The 20,396-nt window shown below is 30.0% G+C and carries 17 protein-coding genes and 1 pseudogene; 16 read left to right on the forward strand and 2 right to left on the reverse strand.

From position 1 onward, the window contains the following. Nucleotides 1-24: 24 nt before the first annotated feature. Entirely contained in the window at nt 25-303 is a 279-nt protein-coding gene (locus tag VLK81_RS04950) for a Na+/H+ antiporter NhaC family protein (RefSeq protein ID WP_324620468.1), read from the reverse strand. Here VLK81_RS04950 and VLK81_RS04955 point away from each other — a divergent pair. The 8 genes from VLK81_RS04955 to fusA all read left to right on the forward strand — a co-directional run bounded on the left by VLK81_RS04955 (nt 226) and on the right by fusA (nt 9,716). Beyond that, the gene (locus VLK81_RS04955; protein ID WP_324619563.1) at nt 226-1,272 is read left to right on the forward strand and encodes a hypothetical protein; all 1,047 of its coding nucleotides are present in this window, start codon (nt 226-228) and stop codon (nt 1,270-1,272) included. The two genes, VLK81_RS04950 and VLK81_RS04955, sit on opposite strands and share 78 nt — an antisense overlap. A gap of 13 nt (nt 1,273-1,285) precedes the next feature. Next, complete coding sequence (locus VLK81_RS04960; protein ID WP_324619564.1) at nt 1,286-1,792, forward strand: hypothetical protein; 507 nt, start codon at nt 1,286-1,288, stop codon at nt 1,790-1,792. Between the two features lie 262 nt (nt 1,793-2,054). Beyond that, nucleotides 2,055-2,765, forward strand: coding sequence for a C39 family peptidase (locus VLK81_RS04965; protein ID WP_324619565.1), 711 nt, complete (start codon nt 2,055-2,057; stop codon nt 2,763-2,765). Between the two features lie 87 nt (nt 2,766-2,852). Continuing rightward, nucleotides 2,853-3,971 (forward strand): hypothetical protein, encoded by a 1,119-nt coding sequence (locus tag VLK81_RS04970; protein ID WP_324619566.1) that lies wholly within the window; start codon nt 2,853-2,855, stop codon nt 3,969-3,971. A gap of 14 nt (nt 3,972-3,985) precedes the next feature. Next, the gene (locus VLK81_RS04975) at nt 3,986-5,005 is read left to right on the forward strand and encodes a C39 family peptidase (RefSeq protein WP_324619567.1); all 1,020 of its coding nucleotides are present in this window, start codon (nt 3,986-3,988) and stop codon (nt 5,003-5,005) included. A gap of 287 nt (nt 5,006-5,292) precedes the next feature. Continuing rightward, complete coding sequence (locus VLK81_RS04980; protein WP_324619568.1) at nt 5,293-6,240, forward strand: NAD-dependent epimerase/dehydratase family protein; 948 nt, start codon at nt 5,293-5,295, stop codon at nt 6,238-6,240. A 21-nt stretch (nt 6,241-6,261) separates the two neighbouring features. Further along, nucleotides 6,262-7,446, forward strand: a complete 1,185-nt coding sequence (locus VLK81_RS04985) for a glycine C-acetyltransferase (protein ID WP_324619569.1) — start codon at nt 6,262-6,264, stop codon at nt 7,444-7,446. A gap of 209 nt (nt 7,447-7,655) precedes the next feature. Next, nucleotides 7,656-9,716, forward strand: a complete 2,061-nt coding sequence (gene fusA / locus VLK81_RS04990; RefSeq protein WP_324619570.1) for an elongation factor G — start codon at nt 7,656-7,658, stop codon at nt 9,714-9,716. A 211-nt stretch (nt 9,717-9,927) separates the two neighbouring features. Here fusA and VLK81_RS04995 read toward each other — a convergent pair whose 3' ends face one another. Then, nucleotides 9,928-11,388: a nicotinate phosphoribosyltransferase gene (locus VLK81_RS04995; protein WP_324619571.1), complete on the reverse strand. Its 1,461-nt coding sequence runs from the start codon at nt 11,386-11,388 to the stop codon at nt 9,928-9,930. A gap of 92 nt (nt 11,389-11,480) precedes the next feature. Between VLK81_RS04995 and VLK81_RS05000 the strand changes: the two genes are divergently transcribed. From VLK81_RS05000 to VLK81_RS05035, 8 genes and pseudogenes are all read left to right on the forward strand, one after another. Next, nucleotides 11,481-12,704 (forward strand): ATP-binding cassette domain-containing protein, encoded by a 1,224-nt coding sequence (locus VLK81_RS05000; RefSeq protein WP_324619572.1) that lies wholly within the window; start codon nt 11,481-11,483, stop codon nt 12,702-12,704. Continuing rightward, on the forward strand, nt 12,670-13,626 hold the full coding sequence (locus VLK81_RS05005) for an ABC transporter permease subunit (protein WP_324619573.1): 957 nt from the start codon (nt 12,670-12,672) through the stop codon (nt 13,624-13,626). The genes VLK81_RS05000 and VLK81_RS05005 overlap by 35 nt, the downstream gene beginning before the upstream one ends. Beyond that, nucleotides 13,619-14,515 carry an ABC transporter permease subunit gene (locus VLK81_RS05010; protein WP_324619574.1) on the forward strand — a complete coding sequence of 299 codons (897 nt, stop codon included), beginning with the start codon at nt 13,619-13,621 and terminating at the stop codon, nt 14,513-14,515. The genes VLK81_RS05005 and VLK81_RS05010 overlap by 8 nt, the downstream gene beginning before the upstream one ends. Nucleotides 14,516-14,561: 46 nt before the next feature. After that, the gene (gene fba, locus VLK81_RS05015; protein ID WP_324619575.1) at nt 14,562-15,425 is read left to right on the forward strand and encodes a class II fructose-1,6-bisphosphate aldolase; all 864 of its coding nucleotides are present in this window, start codon (nt 14,562-14,564) and stop codon (nt 15,423-15,425) included. 27 nt (nt 15,426-15,452) lie between these two features. Continuing rightward, nucleotides 15,453-16,094 carry a fructose-6-phosphate aldolase gene (gene fsa, locus VLK81_RS05020; RefSeq protein ID WP_324619576.1) on the forward strand — a complete coding sequence of 214 codons (642 nt, stop codon included), beginning with the start codon at nt 15,453-15,455 and terminating at the stop codon, nt 16,092-16,094. Between the two features lie 134 nt (nt 16,095-16,228). Continuing rightward, complete coding sequence (gene glpX, locus VLK81_RS05025; RefSeq protein ID WP_324619577.1) at nt 16,229-17,233, forward strand: class II fructose-bisphosphatase; 1,005 nt, start codon at nt 16,229-16,231, stop codon at nt 17,231-17,233. Further along, a pseudogene (gene rho / locus VLK81_RS05030) lies at nt 17,233-18,589 on the forward strand (transcription termination factor Rho). The gene glpX and the pseudogene rho overlap by 1 nt, the downstream one beginning before the upstream one ends. A 162-nt stretch (nt 18,590-18,751) precedes the next feature. Then, nucleotides 18,752-20,263: a DUF1846 domain-containing protein gene (locus VLK81_RS05035; RefSeq protein WP_324619578.1), complete on the forward strand. Its 1,512-nt coding sequence runs from the start codon at nt 18,752-18,754 to the stop codon at nt 20,261-20,263. Nucleotides 20,264-20,396 lie beyond the last annotated feature (133 nt).

The following is a 20,396-nucleotide window of genomic DNA, read 5'->3' on the forward strand; positions in this document are numbered from 1 at the left end:
AATCTAGTTATATTATAAACTAAATTATCCTAAAATTAAAGCACCTATAACTCCACCAATTAATAAAGGTATGTTAAAAGCAATAAATGTAGGAACGCAGGTATCCCAAATATGATCGTGTTGTCCATCTGCATTTAATCCAGATGTAGGTCCAAGAGTTGAATCTGAAGCAGGAGAACCGGCATCTCCAAGGGCTCCAGCTACTGAGATTAATAAAATTATTGCTTGAGGACCAAAACCGATTTTGATATTGGTCTTTTTACAATTAATAATAATTTTAATATAGATAAATTTATTAAGGATACAGAAAACTTAATTTTTAAGTTGAGAAATAAAAATTTAGCTGTAATATATGATTTGCAGCTTGAATTTAATTTTTTAAAAGCTAGTTATCTACTTAGGGGAAATAGTGATTTAGGGATTAAACTTATAAAAAATGTAATTTTAGAAAGCAAATTAAACTCTAAAGAAAACTTGGAGTTACTATCCAATTTGGAATTTAGTTTACACTTATTAAAAGAAAATGATACAGAACTTGCAGAAAGCCTACTTGAAAAATCAAAAAATCTCTCAAGAAAATTAGATAGTTATGAGAATATCGGACATCTAATACTTCTTTTATCAATTTCCAAATTTAGAAATGGTAAACTTGATGATGCCTTAGATCTTGCTTTTGAATGTAATAATATGTACAAGTCCTATTTAGAATTAGATAAAAAGAATATGCTTTACTACATCCATACACTAATTTTACTTGGAGAAATTAATCTTGCTAAAAATAAACTTTTAGAAAGTAGAGAGTATTTTTCTCAAGCTATTAGTAATATAGAAAATATAGAAAAAGAAGAAAGATATGAAATAGATAATTTATTTATCTTTAAAATATATATTCAATTTAATTTATCCAGAACTTTTCTATTGGAAGGTAAATTTAATAAAAGCAAAGAAATATTAGATAAGATTTTAGCTAACTTTGAAAATGTAAAATCAGCAAAAATACCATGCGAGATAATATATTTATTAAGTATAATAAATTCAATAGAAGAAAATCATAAGAAAGCTTACGAGTATTTTAGTCTAGCTAAAAAAGACATATTTTTCAAACAAAATGATATAGCAGAGGGATTTTACTTTTTATCTAAGCTGAAATTATATCAGGAGAAACTTATTGAGAAGGCTTTAAATAATAAGGAAGGTGAAAATTATCAAAAGAAATTAGCTTTATCTAAACTTAATGAATTCACAAACAAGCCAGAGCTAAAAATTATTTAACTAGGAGAAAAAAATGGGAGAGATTATATTTGTTATACTTGCACTTATTTTTATAAGTGCAGCCTTATTAAATCTAAAACAAGGTAGGGATATTGAGGTATTTATGGTTCCTGATATTAAAATGAAAGTTGCTTTTTTTATTTTGGGAATTGTACTTATATTAGTTGGAATAAGATTAAATGTTGGATTAATTAGGTGGGTATTTATATTTTCTTTTGTATTTCTAACATTTACACTTATTATTAATCAGGGATTTACAAAAAAAGATTTTATCTATTTTAATGGATTAAATATATTTCTTTCAAATAAAAATATAAAGAAATTATATTATATCAGCACTATTAGCAAAAGTAGAGATAATCTTTTAAAGATATTAGTTAGAGGAAATCTATTAAAGAAAGAATATTATATTAAGCAAGCTACTGAAAATACACTAAATAAGATACTTAAATTAAATAAGACTGACTATTTTCCTATTGGAACAAAAGCAAAAGATGTTAAAGAATACAAAAATAAATAAATTTTAAGCTTAAAAAGGATTAGTTTCTAAAATATCTAGAAATTAATCCTTTTTAAATTACAAGCAAATTATTGTGATAAAAAATATAATATTAATATGTAAGATATATTATTTTAAATTGTAACGAAATTGTAATGAAACTGTTATGAAATTGTAATATAAAGACTAATAATTCGTGGTATAATATTAATAAGATAAAGATGATAATATTTGATTATAATAAGGGTTATAAAAGTGGAGGTAAATATGAAAAAAATATAAAATGCTAACATTTTTAGTTGTTTTTATTTCAATATTTTCTTTTAATTCATTTGTATTTGGATCAGAAAATGAGATAAAAGGAGATATAACACCAGATGAAGGTTTTTTAGGTAATCCAATTGATTTTTATAGTAAAGACAAAGAATTAGACGCCTCAGAACTTATAGAACAAAACAACAATGAGATAAGACCAACTTATGTTCCAGAAACTTTTAATAAAGTTATTGAAGTTCCGATGTATATGCAAAAGACGAATTATTGGTGTGGTCCAGCTTGCGTTGAGATGATTATTGATAAATATAGAGGATCTGTATATAATCAAGAAACCTATGCTTCATTTATGGGGACAACAACTGATGGAACAGATATTACTCAAATTGCTAGAGCTCTAAATAATTATCAAGGTGTATATCATTATGATATTAGAAGAGTTGATAACTTTCAAGCGATGATTGACAAAGCTTATTATAGTATCAGAAATGATGCACCCTTTATTGCCAATATTAATACAGCATCTCTATATAATAGTGGACAATGGGCATACTCCACACAAGGTCATTATATAGTAGTAAGGAGCATTTATTATGATAATAACTCTGAAAGATTTACTGGACATGTCAATGATCCTTGGAAGGTAGGTAAAACTTTAAAAACTTATCAAGTACTTTATAAAGCAGTAAGTGATCACTGGAACAGTTCCATTGTTCACTAAAGTAATTAAAGTACACAATAATTAATTAATAGATAACCCCTTATTATTATATATTAATTATACTAAACATTATAGAAAGGTGATTTTATGAAAAAAATATATCTAGCACTTGCTATAATTTCTATACTTACATCTTGCAACAAGAGGACGATGCCGCTTGATAGTTCAAAAGGAGAAAGTCACGTAATTCAGCACAATGATACTAGTGAAAAAACAGATTTATCAATGGAAAAGACACTAGAAAATATGAAGGGAGAAAAGGATGAAATTTTAAATTTTTTCAAGTCTTTTGATATCAACTATTCAGCTATGTCTGAGACTTTAGGACTTTTAGTAAAAAATGATAAAAATAAAAGCGTTAATCTATCTCATACCTTTTTTGAAGAAATACCATCATATTCTAAAGAATTATTCTATTATAATGATAAATTATATTTAATATATACTGATAACAGTAAAGATGATAGCAATAGATGTGACCTTATCCTAAGAGAAATAGATAAAAATAAGAATATCAATGAAGAGACACTTGTTAAAAATATTATGTTTATAGAACCATTTTCTTCTTGTATAGGTAGTAGACTTTATTTTTCAACTATAAGCTTAGATGGCAAATCTATATTTTCTTATTATAATTTAGATAGTGGAGAAGTTACAAGTATTAAAGAATCAGATTTTAATGTATCAGATAAGGGCGTTTGTAGCGGAGAGTATGTTACATTTATTTCAGAATATCAAGCTAAACCAATTTATCAAATTTCAACCTATGAAAATCAAAGCTTAACTACAGATAAACCAAAGAAAAATGAACTAGTTTTTTTAGATGAAAATTTAAAAGATTCAAATAGTTTTGATATTGATCCTATTGACAGTTTTTATACTATAGATGACATGATATTTACTCATGATAGGATGTATGACGATAATAAGACTACAATTAGACTATATGATAAAAATTTTAAGGAATTCTACAAAAGTGATGATATTTTTATTAATAGAGTTATCGGAGTGAAAAAACTAAAAAGAAAAGATAAGGATTATATATTACTAAAAGAAGAGGGTGAAAATTTAATATTATTGGACTACAAAGATAATTCTATATATTATCTAGCAAAATATATTGGGGATACTTTCAGTTATATCAATATCATTGGTGAAGATTTAGTCTTTGATGCTGGGGATGGAAAATATATAAAAATAGAGTAAGGAGGAATTTAGATATGAAAAAAATATTAAGTTTATTAGTTGCAATACTGCTCATATTAAATGTGGTAAATTCTAAAGCTACTGAAGAAGTAAATGGAGATATATCTCCTGATGAAGGATTTGCAGGTAATCCTAGCGATTTCTATAGTAGAGACAAAGAATATGACTTTTGGCATGAGTATGATGAATATGGAAATATGGTAGATAAAGATGGAAATATTTTAGATGAAAAGGGAAATATTATACAAAGAGCCGATGAAGAAGTGAATGGAGATATATCTCCTGATGAAGGATTTGCAGGTAATCCTAGCGATTTCTATAGTAGAGACAAAGAATATCACTTTTGGCATGAGATTGATGAATATGGAAATATGGTAGATAAAGATGGAAATATTTTAGATGAAAAGGGAAATATTATACAAAGAGCTGATGAAGAAGTAAATGGAGATATATCTCCTGATGAAGGATTTGCTGGTAATGGTCCAGATTTTTATAAGCATGACAAGATGATTTATGTAGCTGAAGGATATGTAGGATATAACAAACAGCTTGACCTTCCTGTATATATGCAAAAGACTATTGATTTTGGTGGACCAGCAAGTATTGAGATGGTTATTGATTATTTTTTAGGTCCAGTAAATAATCAAGAAACCTACGCTAAATTTATGAAAACTGACTCAAATGGAACGAACTTAGAAGAAATGGAAAAAGCTATAAACCACTATCAAAACAAGGCAAAGTATGAACTTGTTTCCTTAGATTCTCTATATCACTTTATGGAAAATGTAATGGGAGCACTAGATGAAAAGAAACCAATAATAGCAGATATTTCTACTAGTGAAGCCTTTTTAAAAGGTAATTGGGCTTACTCAATGAAAGGGCACTATCTAGTTATATCTGGTTGTAGGGTAGATGAAGATGAAAACACTTATTTAACTATCCTTGACCCTTATGTTATTGGTAAAAAAGAAGTAAGAGCCGAATCATTTTATTCAATGATAGAAAATCATCACGCAAGATCTATTTTAAGATAGTTAAATTTAATTAATCTCCAGGTTTTTTTACCTGGAGATTTTTTATTTTTTTATTAAAAGAAAATTTATTTATTATTTAATTATGAAAATTAAACTCCATACTAGTAGAATAAAGTATTAGGTGATATTTTGCTATTTATTTCAAAAATATGTTTGCATAATTTTTATAATTTATTTAATAATAATTGATATTCTAATGATTTTAGCAAATCAATAATTTGTAAAAAGTTTTTTCTTATTGTATAATAAAATTGTAAAGATTAAACATTTAGAGAAAGGAAGATTCTATGAAAAGGATTTTAATGACAGGGGCCCTTGGCCAAATCGGAACAGAACTTGCTCTTTACCTAGGCGATATTTATGGTAGAGAAAATATTCTAGCTACAAATAGATCAGAAAAAAACATTGAAGCAATTGAAGATATTCGTTTTGAAAAACTTGATGTTACTGATGGAGATAGAATGTATGAGCTAGTTAAAGAGTTTAAGCCTGATACAATAGTAAATTTAGCAGCTATTCTTTCAGCAAGAGGAGAACAAATTCCACAAACAACTTGGAAGATAAATGTTGATGGGGTTATAAATACTCTTGAAATAGCGAGACAAGAAAATCTAAAGGTTTTCGTTCCATCATCTATAGCAGCTTTTGGAGAAGGAACACCACTAGATAATACTCCACAAACTACAATTCAAAGACCATCTACAATGTATGGGGTTACAAAAGTTTCTGGAGAAATTCTTTGCGATTATTACTTTAAAAGATTCGGAGTAGATACTAGAGGAGTTAGATATCCAGGTATTATTTCATATAAAACTCTACCAGGAAATGGAACAACAGACTATGCTGTACACATTTACTACGAAGCTATAAAACACAAGGCTTATGCTTCTTATATTGCCGAAGGAACTCAAATGGATATGCTTTATATGCCAGATGCATTAAAAGCTGTTGTAGATATTATGGAAGCTGATCCAAGTAAACTAATTCATAGAAATGCTTTCAATATTACAGCTATGAGCTTAACTCCAGAACTATTAGATGAGTCTATTAAGAAATATATGCCTGATTTTAAACTTTCCTATGATATTGATCCAGTAAGACAAGCTATAGCTGAAAGCTGGCCAAACTCTCTTGATGATTCATGCGCTAGAGAAGAATGGGGTTGGAAGCCAGAATATGATTTAGATAAAATGACTAAAGATATGTTAGAAAACTTAGAAAAGAAATTAAAATAAAATTTAGAAAGGAAGATAAAAATGAGTATTCATGATTTAGATTTTTTAAAGGAAAAAGTTGAAGGATTAAAGGAAGCTGGAGTTTATCGTAAACTTCCTGTACTTAATGGAAGAAATTCATCTACCATTATTCTTGATGGCAAGGAAATGGTAAATCTTTCTTCTAACAACTACTTAGGACTAGCTAATGATCCTGACCTTAAAGAAGCAGCTAAAAAAGCAATTGATAAATACGGCGTTGGAGCAGGAGCTGTTAGAACAATTATAGGTAATATGGATCTTCACGAAGAACTTGAAAAAAAACTTGCAGAATTTAAAAAATCTCCAAGAGCTTTTATATTCCAATCAGGATATGATTGTAATGTAGGAACTATTCAAGCAATTACAGAAAAGGGCGATTTAATTATTTCAGATGAATTAAATCACGCATCAATAATCGACGGAATTAGAATGACTAAGGCTGACAAGGCTATTTTCAAACATAGTGATATGGAAGATCTTGAAAGAGTTCTTAAAGAAAATGAGGGTAAATATAAAAACACATTAATTATCACAGATGGTGTATTCTCTATGGACGGTGACCTTGCAAAACTTCCTGAAATAGTTGAACTTGCTGAAAAATATAATGCTTTAACTTATGTTGATGACGCTCACGGTTCAGGAGTTATGGGTTCTCATGGTAGGGGAACAGTTGACCATTATGGACTACATGGCAGAGTTGACTTTGTTATTGGTACTTTATCAAAAGCAATTGGAGTTAAGGGTGGATATGTTGCTTGTAATGAAGCTGCTTATGAATGGTTAAATCATAGAGCTAGACCAGTTCTATTCTCAACTACTCTTTCTCCTGCTGATACTGCTGCTTGTATAGCATCAGTTGAAAAACTTATAAAGACAGATGAACTTCAAGTTAAACTTTGGGACAATGCAAAATATTTCAAAGAAAAATTAGGTAAACTTGGATTTAACACAGGTCACTCTGAAACTCCTATCACTCCTGTTATTATTGGGGATGAAGCTAAGAGTATGGAATTCTCTAGAAAATTAAGAGAATATGGAGTATTTGGATCTGCAATAGTATTCCCAACTGTACCAAGAGGAACAGGTAGAGTAAGATGTATGATTTCCGCTGCTCACACAAAAGAAGAACTTGACAAAGCTGTAGACGCTTTTGAAAAAGCTGGAAAAGATTTAGGAATAATCTAATAAAAATTGATTTAACTTGGATGGATTTTATTTTGAAATCCATCCTTTTTTATTTTAAGATATCGTTTTTACAATTTACTTGAAAGTTAGTTTAAATTTATGTATAATATAATTATTAAATAAGATGTGAAAAAATATGTTCATTTAGCAAGGTGTATTTTTTATACTATATATGAAAATGATTTCACACAAAAAAGGAGGCTGTAACCTTGGAGAAATATTTGACTGATAAAATTAGAAACTTAGCTTTAGTAGGACACAGTGGAGTTGGGAAGACGCAACTTGTAGAAGCTCTATTATATGAAACTGGAGCTATTAAAAGACGTGGTAAGGTTGAAGACGGAAACACTATGTCAGACTTTAAAAATGAAGAAATTTTAAAAAAGATGTCCATGTCTACATCCGTTATTCCAATTGAACATGATGGACTTAAGATAAATTTAATTGATACACCAGGTTATTTTGACTATTGTGGTGAGATTTATGGAGCATTAAGAGCAAGTGAAGCTGCTTTAATAGTTATTGATGCTCAAAATGGTCTAGAAGTAGGAACAGAAAAAGTTTGGAATTATTGTGAAAGAATCTCCCTACCTAGAATTATTTTCCTAAATAAGATGGAAAAAGAAAATGTAAACTTTAACAAGGTAGTTTCAGATCTTCATATAGACTACGGTAAAAAAGTTATTCCATTTACTATAACTCTTGGAGAAGGAGAGTCATTTAAGGGAATTATTGATGTATTAAATAAAAAAGCTTACGAATATGACGGATTTGAGAAAAAAGAAGTTCCTATTCCAGAAAATAGATTAGAAGAAGTTGAGGTTGTATATAACGAAATTGCAGAAGTTGTTGCCGAAACTGACGACGAATTCATGGAAAAATTCTTTAATGGAGAAAATTTCACCCATGAGGAATTTATGAAGGGAGTTACATCTGCTCTACTTGAAGGTACAGCAGTTCCACTTATTGCGGGATCAAGTGAAACAGGAGCAGGTCTTGATATATTACTTGAAACAATATGTTCATATATGCCAAGTCCAAATGACGAAAGAGCCCATAATGGTTTTAGAAGAGAAGATGGTGAACAGGCTAGTGTAGATCCAAACGAACCATTCTCAGCTGTTGTATTCAAAACAATTGTTGACCCATTTGTTGGCAAAATTTCAATATTTAAGGTAGTAAGTGGAAAGCTTAAAAAAGATGATACTCTATATAATTCATCAAAAGGCATAAGTGAGAAATTTGGCTCTCTATTCTTCCTTAGAGGAAAAAATCAAATTGAAACTGATGAAATTGTTGCTGGAGATATAGGTGCAGTTTCTAAACTAGTTGAAACTGAAACCTCAGACACACTAACAACTGCTAAGAATAACATTGTTTATAAGAGAATAAAACTTCCAAAGCCAACTTTAACTTATGCTATTAAGCCAGTAAGCAAGAATGATGATGATAAAATTGGACCTGCACTTCAAAAAATATCTCAAGAAGATCCAAGTTTTATGTCCTCAAGAAATCCAGAAACAAAACAGTTAACAATAAGTGGTCAAGGTAATGTTCAGCTTGATGCTGCTATAGAAGAACTTAAAAATGACTACGGGGTTAGCGTTGAAAAGATTCCTCTAAGAATTGCCTTTAGAGAAACTATAAAAGGAAAGAGTGACGTACAAGGAAAGCACAAAAAACAATCAGGTGGAGCAGGTCAATATGGCGATGTTCATATTAGATTTGAACCATCTACTGAAGAATTTGAATTTGCAGAAGAAGTATTCGGTGGTTCAGTTCCAAAGAACTATTTCCCAGCAGTTGAAAAGGGAATAAGAGAAGCACTTGAAGAAGGACCTCTTGCAGGATACCCTGTAGTTAATTTAAAAGCAACTCTTTATGATGGATCATACCATCCTGTTGACTCGAATGAAATGGCATTTAAAATTGCTGCTTCATTAGCATTTAAAAAAGGCTTCCAAGAAGCGAGTCCTATTCTTTTAGAGCCTATTATGAGGGTTGAAGTTACAATTCCTGACGAATATATGGGAGATGTAATGGGAGATATGAACAAGAGAAGAGGCAAAATTCTTGGCATGGAACAGCTAGAAACTGGCGAACAAAAAGTAATTGCAGAAGCTCCACACATGGAACTTTTCGAATACTCAATTGACTTAAGGTCTATGACAGCTGCTAGAGGAAGTTTCACCATGGAATTTGAAAGATATGAAGAAGCACCTGAATTTGTTGCTCAAAAAGTTATAGAAGAAGCAAATAAGGAAGCTTAAAACAAATTAAAATAGTTAGAAAAATAACCTCTTTACTGGATAAACCAGTAAGGAGGTTTTATATTAGATATAGATTTTATTTTTCAAAATACTAAAAGAATTTTATTATAATAATTTTTAGCGTTATTAATAAATTATTTCTCCGCAAAAAACTACAAAAAAATTAGAGCCTTACATAAATAATGTTAGGCTCCATTTTTTTAAAAATATATTAATATTTTTTCTTATAATTTCTTTCATTTAGCATCTTAGTCTTTTCATCCCAAACACTTTGACTAAGGTCTACTATATATTGGTGAGGAAACTCAAATCTTTTAACTTCTTCCCACATACTATCCAATTCACTTTCAGTATATTTTTTAACTTCTTCAAGACTAGGCAACTTGTAAACTAAATTCCCCTTATCAAATATTTTTACCATCATTTCTCTAGCTGTAAAATTTGATATGGTTTTTCTTTTCCAAGTGTGAATTGGGTGAAATATTTCAAGATCCTTACTATCGTCTATTTTTTCATCTTTAAAGGTTATTAAATCAGCTTCAGCCTTTCCTGTATTTTTGTCGTATAGTCTATAAAAAGTTTTAAAACCAGGTGTAGTTATTTTTTCTACATTTTCAGAAATTTTTATCTTATTTTCAATTTTACCATCTTCTTCTGTTGCTACAAGCTTATAAACACCTCCAAAGACTGGTGAACTTTTAGATGTGATTAGTCTTTCTCCAACGCCAAAAGAGTCAAGCTTAGCACCTTGCATTAGTAAATCCATTATTTTATATTCATCTAGAGAAGAGGAAGCTGTTATTTGAACATCTTCATAGCCAGCATCATCTAGCATTTTCCTAGCTTGCTTTGATAGGTAGGCAATATCTCCAGAGTCAAGTCTTATTCCCTTTGGCCTAATTCCCATAGGTTTTAAAACTTCATCAAATGTTTTAATTGCATTTGGAACGCCTGAACGTAATGTGTCATAGGTGTCAACTAAAAGCACGGTACTATCTGGAAAAGTTTCGGCGTAAGCTTTAAAAGCTTCTAATTCTGAGTCAAACATTTGAACCCATGAGTGTGCCATAGTTCCTAGTGCTGGAACCTTAAAATCTCTATCAGCCAAAGTATTAGCAGAACCTATACACCCAGCAATATATGCACTTCTAGCTCCAAAATTTGCTGCATCAGCTCCTTGAGCCCTTCTTGAACCAAATTCCATAACTGCTCTTCCCTTAGAAGCCCTAACAATTCTAGAAGCTTTGGTTGCGATCAAAGACTGATGGTTAATTAAAAGTAAAAGCATAGTTTCAAGAATTTGTGCTTCTATGCATTTTGCCCTAACTGTAATTAGTGGCTCACCAGGAAATACCACAGATCCTTCTGGTACTGCCCATATATCAGCTTCTAGTTTAAAATTTCTGATAAAGTCAATGAATTTATCAGAAAAAATATTTTTCGACTTAAAATATTTTACATCTTCTTCAGTAAATGAAAGATTTTTTAAATATGATATACAGGACTCTAGACCGCAGCAAATTGCAAATCCTCCATTATCTGGTATATTTCTAAAAAATAGGTCAAAATAGGCAACCTTATTCTCCATATTTTTCATTAAGTAGCCATTAGCCATAGTAAATTCATAAAAATCTGCAAGTAAGCTTAAGTTTCTTTCTTTATTTTTATCCATTTTATCCCTTCTTTTTTTAATATATAAATATATTGTACCACATTTACTTGTTTTATAAAGCTTTAGTATTATAATATTATAAGAGGTGTTTTATGGAATTAGAAATAAAAAAACTATCCAAATCTTTCAAAGAAAATTTAGTTCTGGATAATTTATCTGCAAAATTTAATAGCGGGGAAATTTCTGTAATTATGGGAGAAAATGGAGAGGGAAAGTCAACACTTGTAAAAGTACTTGAAGGAGAGTTAAAAGCTGATTACATAGATGTAGTTTTTAATGGACAAGAAAAGAAAATCTCTAAAGACTATTACAAAGAAAATTCCATTGGGCTTTGCCAGCAGGAGATCAGCTTATCAGAAAATCTTTCTATTCTAGAGAATATAATTATTAGTAAAGATAAAAAATGGATCAATTTTCTTAAGGAAAAAGAAAAAGTTTTAAAAATTTTAAAAGATTTAAATTTAAGCCTAGACCTAAATAAAAAAACTCATAATCTTACACTTAAAGAAAAAGCCCTTTTAATTATTGTAAAGATGATTTATCAGGAGAAAAAAATTCTCCTATTTGATGAAAGTTTTTCTCTTTTTACAAAAGCTGAGAGAAAATATATTTTATCCGCATTAGAAAAATTAAAAAAAGACAAAATAATTATCATTATTTCACATAGACTTTATGAACTAGAAAATATATGGGATAGAGTTTTTATTTTATCAAAAGGAAAACTTAGGGAAAAAGAACTTCAAAAAGAGAATGGCTATTATAAAGATTTAGAATTTACTGAGAAAACAAATTACATGAAGTTAGACTCTATTCCAATGGATCAGGGAGTCTTTGTTTTTAGAGCAGATAGTAAAGAGTTAGAGGAAGAATTTGTAAAAAGACTTATTAGAAAATTTAAGGATATTAGTATTATTAGTGAAGATAGAAATGATCTTCTAGCTAAGGAAAGGTCACTTTCAGTAAACCTCTTACCAAAGGGAATTTTTAACATAAAAGATAAAGAAAGATTAGACAAAGTTTCTAAAATTTTAAAAGATTCTAATATAAAGGGGAAAAGAGAAGATGCCCTACATACTCTATCAGGCGGCAATATGCAAAAATTACTTATTAAAAGAGCCTTATCTTTTGGAGAAATTCTTTTAGCAGTAGATCCTTTAAGAGGTCTTGACGAAAAAAGCGAAAAAATATTTTTAGAAAAAATAATGAAGTCAAATCATAGACTTAAATTTATAAAGATTGATGAAAACTACTTAGAAGCATATAAGTATAGGAGGATTAAAATTGATAAAGAAGGACAGATTTACGAAATATTTTAAATTAATAGTCTTTTTTATTTTTCTAGTTTTTTTTCTCATAAGTCCTCTTGGAAGAATTACTTTAGAAATATTTTTCAAAAAATCAAGCCTTATAGAGTTTATCAGCTTATTTGCATTCACATTATCCTTAAGTCTAGGATTTAATTTTATAGCTATGTCTGGGAAAATAAACCTATCCCTAGCTTCATCAATTCTTATTGGACAGCTTTTCTTCACGATTTTTGCAATTAGAATTTCAAATCCTATATTAGTCTTTTTATTAGCTGGAGCTTTATCTATACCAGTAAGCTTTTTAGTATCATACTTTTCAAACTATTTAGACTTAAAATTATCTATCGATACTGTAGTTAGCTCCCTTATTACAAATTATATTGCCTTGTACCTAGTTAGTTTTATTAATTTTTCACTTCTTAGGGACAAAAGTTCAACCGCTATGGCTAGTAGAATTTTTATGACTAAAAACACTTTTCCACTCGGGATAATTCTAAGCCTGATATTATTTACTTTATATATTTATATTTATAAAAATACTTCCTACGGAGAAAATCTTCTAATAAGTGGAGAAAATAGGAAAATGGCAAGCTTACTAGGTTTTAAGCCAAGAATTTTGGATAAAAAAGCTGTATTTTTAGCATCTTTATTTGCAGCTCTTTCGGCAGGCGTTTTTTTATTAGAAAATTATAATAATCTTGAAGTTAGAGACCCATCTATATTTTGGGATGCCACCTTAATCTCCATAACTTCAAGGCAAAAACCAATCCAAACACTTATATTCTCTTTTATATTTACCTTAGTTAAATTATCATTTTCTATACTTTCAAGAAGAGGTAATTTATCTTATGAATTAGTAGTTATTTTAGAAACAATTTTTATATTTGGGCTTTTAATTTTTAGAAATAGGGGAGAAGTAAAATATGAGTAATTTAAATATATTTTTTGAAATATTGATCCCCTTATTATTTCTTGTATGTGGAGTAATTTTTTCTTCAAACTATGGTAGATTTAGAGTTTCTGTAGAAGGAGAATTTCTCATAGCTGCCTTTTTTACAAATTTTTTTGCAATTAAAACACAAAATGTTTACTTATCTATATTTTTAAGCCTAATAATTAGTGCTTTTTTTGCTACTATTTCTTTTATTATTATAGAAAAATTTAGAATAAATGACATTATTTATGGCATTATTTTCAATGTTTTTGCCTTAAGTTTTACAAGTTTTCTTATGGAAAGTTTAGCGGGAGAAAAGGGACTTTTATCAGGAACGAGCCATTTAAAATTACCTATACTTCTTCCATTTTTAGAAAATAACATATATCTTTCTTTTTTTAACAAAAGTATTCTTTTTTATTTGGGAATTATTCTTCCTATTTTTTCCTATTATTTATTAAAAAAGACTGGATTTGGTATAAAACTTAGACTGGTAAAAACAACTAGTAATATTTTGTCTTTAAGCGGAGTTAATAAAGATAAATATAGACTTATAGGAGAAATTATTTCATCTATTTTCTTCTCTTTAGCTGGATCTTATCTTAGCCTAGTTACATTGAGCTTTTTTTCTAGGGGAGTTTCGGCTGGCAAGGGCTACCTTGCTTTATTTATTGGAGCATTAGCTAAAGATGATTTAAAAATGGGTTTTATATTTACAGGATTTTTTGCCCTTTATAGTTTAATAGGAGAGTCTTTAAAATTAATATTTCCCTACTACTCAATAATTCTTGAATCAATTTCATATATTTTAATTTTAATAACTGGAATTATTTATGTTAAAATAAAAAAAATTAATTTTGCTTATTTGAATAACTTAAAAAAATAAGATTTATGATATAATAAAAGTATATTTTAAAACTAGGAGGTTATTTATGTTAGTTTCAGCTGAAAAAATGTTACAAGAAGCCTTTAAAGGTGGCTATGCGGTAGGACAATTTAATATAAACAACTTAGAGTGGACAAAAGCCATTTTATTAACCAGCGAAGAAGAAAAATCACCAGTTATACTTGGAGTATCCGAAGGTGCTGCAAAGTATATGGGAGGATATAATACTGTAGTAGGCATGGTTAAAGGCATGATAAAAGATCTTGATATTACAGTAGATGTTTCTATTCATCTTGATCATGGCTCTTTTGAAGGAGCTAAAAAAGCTATTGAAGCAGGATTTACTTCAGTTATGTTTGATGGATCAAAATATGATATAGATGAAAATATAGAAAAAACAAAAGAAATTGTTGAACTAGCACATTCTAAGGGCATAAGCGTGGAAGCGGAAGTTGGATCTATTTCTGGAGAAGAAGATGGAGTTGAAGGAATTGGAGAGCTTGCTTCACCTGATGAATGTAAAAGAATTGCTGATCTTGGAATTGATTTTTTAGCTGCTGGTATAGGAAATATACATGGTAGATATCCAGAAAATTGGAAGGGACTTGATTTTGAAGTTCTTGAAGAAATTAAAAACAAGACTAAAAATATGCCGCTTGTTCTTCATGGAGGAACAGGCATACCAGAAGATATGATTAAAAAATCAATTTCTCTTGGAGTATCTAAGATAAATGTAAACACTGAATGCCAATTAGTTTTCCAAGAGGCAACTAGAAAATATTTTGAAGAAAAGAAAGACCTACAAGGTAAGGGATATGATCCAAGAAAGATATTAGCACCTGGCTTTGATGCAATCAAAGAAAAGGTAAGAGAAAAAAATCCATATTTTTGGATCAAATGGAAAAGATAAATAAATTTATTTAAATAAGGAGTAGAGATGAAATTTTTTATAGATACTGCAAATGTTGATGAGATTAGGGAAGTAGCAAGTTGGGGAATTTTAGATGGAGTTACAACTAACCCATCCCTTATTGCCAAAGAAGGAAGAGATTTTAAAGAAGTTATTAAAGAAATTACTTCTATTGTAGATGGTCCAATATCAGCAGAAGTTATTTCAGAAGATTCTGAAGGAATGTTAAAAGAAGCTAGAGAATTAGCAAAAATTCATAAAAATATCACAATCAAAATCCCTATGACAAAAGAAGGTCTTAAAGCTACAAGCGTTCTTTCAAAAGAGGGAATTAAAACAAATGTTACATTAATTTTCTCAAGCAACCAAGCCCTACTTGCTGCTAAGGCTGGAGCTACATTTGTCTCTCCATTTTTAGGTAGACTTGATGATATTGGAAATGAAGGAGTAAATTTAATACAAGAAATCATGGATATTTTTGATATCTATGGTATAGAAACTGAAGTTATTGCAGCTTCCATAAGACATCCGCTTCATGTAACTGAGGTTGCTAAAACTGGTGTAGATATAGCAACAATTCCTTATGGTGTTTTCCAAAAAATGTTAAAACATCCTCTAACAGATTCAGGCATTGAAAGATTTTTAAAGGACTGGGAATCTGTTAAATAACTACTAGAACATAAGTGAAATTAAGGAAAATTTATTCAATTTTACTTTACAATAATTTTTTCTATTATTTTACAGCAAAATAGAGAAATAGGATCCCTATTTCTCTATTTCAAATTTATTTAAGGAGTGAGACAATGGATAGAAATTTAACTATAAACTTAGTAAGAGTAACCGAAGCAGCTGCAATCTTATCATCTACATATCAAGGTAGGGGAGATAAAAATGGCGCTGACCAAGCAGCAGTTGACGGAATGAGATCTATGCTAGAAGATTTAGACATGGATGGTATTGTAGTTATAGGAGAAGGAGAAATGGATGAAGCTCCTATGCTATATATTGGAGAAAAAGTTGGTAGAGCTGACGAAGCTTCTGAAAAAGTAGACATAGCAGTTGACCCAGTTGATGGAACAGACCTTGTAGCAAAGGGAGAAAATAATGCTATAGCAGTTATTGCAGCTGCTCCTAGAGGAACCCTACTTCATGCTCCAGATATGTATATGGATAAAATTGCAGCTGGTCCAAAAGCAGTAGATGCAGTTCATATTGATCTACCTATAGAAGTAAATCTTAGAAGACTTTCAAAAGCCTTAAATAAAGATGTATCTGAACTTGTAGTTGCAGTTTTAGATAGACCAAGACACGAAGAATTAATAAAAAAGATAAGAGAAACTGGTGCAAGAATTAAATTGTTTGGTGCTGGAGATATCGCTACAGCAATTTCAACTTGCATGGATGAATCAAATATAGACTTAATGGTTGGAATAGGTGGAGCTCCTGAAGGAGTTATAGCTGCTGCAGCAATAAAAGCCATGGGTGGTGTTTTCCAAGGTAGACTTATGCCAAGTAACGAAGAAGAAACAAAAAGATGCAGCGAAATGGGAATAACTGATCTTAACCATGTACTTGATATAGATGATCTTGTTAAGGGAAAAGACTGTATGTTTGCTGCAACAGGAGTTACAGATGGAGATTTCTTAAAGGGCGTAAGACAATTAAGTGGTGGTAAAGTAAAGACCTACTCTGTTGTTATGAGAGCTGAAACTGGAACAATTAGATTTATAGATGCTATCCACAACCTTGATAGAAAACCTGAATATGCACTAAAAAGCGATCACGTAAAGGTTAGAAGATTGGACTAATGCCAAACACAGTTGAAGATTTAAAAAAATTAAAACTAGTAGATTTAAAGAGTTTGGCAAAAGGACTTGGCATAAATGAAATTTATAAATATAAGAAAGATGATCTTATAAGTGAAATATTAAAAGCTAAATCATTTGCTGGTGGGGACTCAGAAAAAGACTCTTTAGAGGATGAAAGCTTGCTTGATGAAGAAAAAAATACAAGTAGTAAAAAAGAGAAAAAAGGAGAAAACACAAGCGAAGTTTCTGGTATATTAGAAATACTTCCAGATGGATTTGGATTTTTAAGGAGCAACTTATTTGAATCAGGAGATGATGATATTTACGTTTCTCCAACTCAAATCAAAAGATTTAGACTTAAAAATGGAGATTTTATTACTGGACTTACTAGAACAAAGAGGGAATCCGAGAAATTTTCTCCTCTTATATTTGTATCTACAGTAAATGACGATAGTCCTGGATTTGCAATTAATAGAAAAGAATTTGAGAATCTTACTCCAATCTATCCAAATGAGAGAATACTTTTAGAAAATGGCAGCAAAAACCTTACTTGTAGAATAGTAGATCTAATTTCTCCAATAGGAAAAGGACAAAGAGGTCTTATTGTTTCAAAACCAAAAGTAGGTAAGACTACTCTAATAAAAAACATAGCCAACGCAGTTTGTAAGGCTTACAAAGATATTCAAATTTTTATTCTACTTATTGACGAAAGGCCAGAAGAAGTTACAGATATGGAAAGAGAGGTAGTTGGAGATAATGTCGAAGTAATAGCATCAACCTTTGACCAGCTGCCTTCAAATCATACAAAAGTTAGCGAAATGGTTTTAGATAGGGCAAAAAAGATTAGTAGAACATGGAAAGGATGTTATGATCCTTTTAGATTCTATTACTAGACTTACAAGAGCCTACAACTTAACAACAACTCCTAGTGGTAGAACCCTATCTGGAGGACTTGATCCAGCAGCATTCTATAAACCAAAAAGATTTTTTGGTGCAGCTAGAAAAATTGAAAACCTAGGCTCACTTACAATCCTTGCAACCGCTCTAGTTGATACTGGTTCTAGGATGGATGATGTTATCTTTGAAGAATTTAAGGGTACTGGGAATATGGAAGTCCACTTAGATAGCGAGCTTTCAAATGTAAGAATATTTCCTGCAATAGATATTTTTAAATCGGGGACAAGAAGAGAAGAGCTCCTTCTATCAAAAGATGAATTGGAAATAATGAGAAAACTTAGGAGAAAATTCTCTAAAAATACAAATATAGAAATTCAGGAATCTTTTTTTGAAACACTAGAGAAAACTTCAAGCAATAAACAATTTATAGAGATTTTAAAGACTACGATAGAATACTAAAAAGTATAATTAAGTCTCTAGTACTCTTTCTTTTATGAAAAACTAGAGACTTTTTTACTTGATATTTATTATTTTACTAATAGAATATTATTTAAACTAAAATTTTTAATATTTAAATATTTATATAAATCATACTTTAGATAATAGGAATGGAGATAGAAAATGAAACTGGGATTTGACCATGAAAAATATTTAAATGAACAATCTAAATATATCCTAGAGCGTGTAAACAACTACGATAAGCTCTATATTGAATTTGGAGGAAAACTAATAGGCGACCTCCATGCAAAGAGAGTCTTACCCGGCTTTGATGAAGACGCCAAAATTAAGGTTTTAAAGAGCATAAAAGATAAGCTAGAAATAATAATATGCGTCTATGCTGGAGACCTTGAAAGAAATAAAACAAGACAAGACCTTGGTATTACATACGATATTGAAGTCCTTAGGATGATAGATGACCTTAGAGCATTTAAGCTTGAAGTAAACTCTGTAGTAATTACTAGGTACGAAAATCAAGTATCTGCAAATGTATTTTCAAATAAACTTGAAAGAAGGGGGATAAAAGTATATAAACATTATCCTACCAAAGGTTACCCAACCGATGTTGATACAATTGTTAGCGATGAAGGATTTGGGAAAAACCCATATATAGAAACAAAAAAACCAATTGTAATTGTAACAGCTCCAGGTGCAAATAGTGGTAAGCTTGGAACCTGCTTATCTCAGCTTTACCATGAGAGTAGAAGAGGTAAGATTGCAGGATATTCTAAGTATGAAACTTTTCCAGTTTGGAATTTACCTTTAAAACATCCTGTAAATATTGCCTATGAGGCGGCAACGGTGGACCTTAAAGATGTCAATATGATTGACTTCTACCACCTAGAAGCTTATGGAGTAACATCTGTTAACTACAACAGGGACATAGAACTTTTTCCAGTCTTAAATAAAATTATAGAAAAAATTACTGGAAGGGAAAGTGCATTTAAATCTCCGACAGATATGGGAGTTAACAAGGTAGCAGATGGAATAATTGATGATGAAGTTGTAAAAAAAGCTTCCATAGAAGAAATTATTAGAAGATATTACAATACCCTATGTGATTATAAAAAAGGAATTATAGAAAATGATGTAGTATCTAGAATGAAAATGATTATGGAAGAGCTTGGACTTAAGGGAGAAGATAGAAAAGTAGCCCTTATGGCAAATCTAGCAAAAGAAAAGGAAAGTTTTATAGGAGAAGATGGAGAGAAAAAATATCCAAATCTTGTTTCTATCGAGCTTAATTCAGGCAAATTTGTAAATGGAAAATTTTCAAAACTTATGAATGGGTCCGCTGCAGTTATCTTAAATGCAATAAAAGAATTGGCTGAAATTCAAGACGACATTCACTTAATTTCTCCACTCGTTTTAGAGCCAATTATTAGTCTAAAAAAAGATGTTTTAAAATCTAGGACAATTGCACTAGACGCTGAAGAAGTTCTAATGGCCCTTAGCATAAGTGCAGTTACAAACCCTGTAGCTCAATATGCTATGAGTAAATTAAAAGAATTAAAGGGCTGTCAAGCTCATTCAACAGTTATTCTTTCTAACGACGATGAACAGGTTTTTAGAAAACTAGGAATAGATGTTACATCTGACCCACTATTTCTAACAAGTAATTTATTTGAAAGCTAAAATTTTAAAAGTTCTTTTAAAATTTATCTTTTAATGTTATAATAAATATAGCTAATATATTTAGCTTGCAGTTGTTAGAAAAAAATGTTATAATATTAAAGTTAATTTAAATATTAAAGGATATGTAGAAAAC

It is taken from the genome of Citroniella saccharovorans, assembly GCF_035481615.1.
Lineage (GTDB): Bacteria > Bacillota > Clostridia > Tissierellales > Peptoniphilaceae > Citroniella > Citroniella saccharovorans.

Excerpts from the sequence above, each read along its gene's own strand:
- VLK81_RS04960 (WP_324619564.1), top strand. The coding sequence starts at position 1,286 with ATGGGAGAGATTATATTTGTTATACTTGCACTTATTTTTATAAGTGCA.
- VLK81_RS04965 (WP_324619565.1), top strand. The coding sequence starts at position 2,055 with ATGCTAACATTTTTAGTTGTTTTTATTTCAATATTTTCTTTTAATTCA.
- VLK81_RS04970 (WP_324619566.1), top strand. The coding sequence starts at position 2,853 with ATGAAAAAAATATATCTAGCACTTGCTATAATTTCTATACTTACATCT.
- VLK81_RS04975 (WP_324619567.1), top strand. The coding sequence starts at position 3,986 with ATGAAAAAAATATTAAGTTTATTAGTTGCAATACTGCTCATATTAAAT.
- VLK81_RS04980 (WP_324619568.1), top strand. The coding sequence starts at position 5,293 with ATGAAAAGGATTTTAATGACAGGGGCCCTTGGCCAAATCGGAACAGAA.
- VLK81_RS04985 (WP_324619569.1), top strand. The coding sequence starts at position 6,262 with ATGAGTATTCATGATTTAGATTTTTTAAAGGAAAAAGTTGAAGGATTA.
- VLK81_RS04995 (WP_324619571.1), bottom strand. The coding sequence starts at position 11,388 with ATGGATAAAAATAAAGAAAGAAACTTAAGCTTACTTGCAGATTTTTAT.
- VLK81_RS05000 (WP_324619572.1), top strand. The coding sequence starts at position 11,481 with ATGGAATTAGAAATAAAAAAACTATCCAAATCTTTCAAAGAAAATTTA.
- VLK81_RS05010 (WP_324619574.1), top strand. The coding sequence starts at position 13,619 with ATGAGTAATTTAAATATATTTTTTGAAATATTGATCCCCTTATTATTT.
- fba (WP_324619575.1), top strand. The coding sequence starts at position 14,562 with ATGTTAGTTTCAGCTGAAAAAATGTTACAAGAAGCCTTTAAAGGTGGC.
- fsa (WP_324619576.1), top strand. The coding sequence starts at position 15,453 with ATGAAATTTTTTATAGATACTGCAAATGTTGATGAGATTAGGGAAGTA.
- glpX (WP_324619577.1), top strand. The coding sequence starts at position 16,229 with ATGGATAGAAATTTAACTATAAACTTAGTAAGAGTAACCGAAGCAGCT.
- VLK81_RS05035 (WP_324619578.1), top strand. The coding sequence starts at position 18,752 with ATGAAACTGGGATTTGACCATGAAAAATATTTAAATGAACAATCTAAA.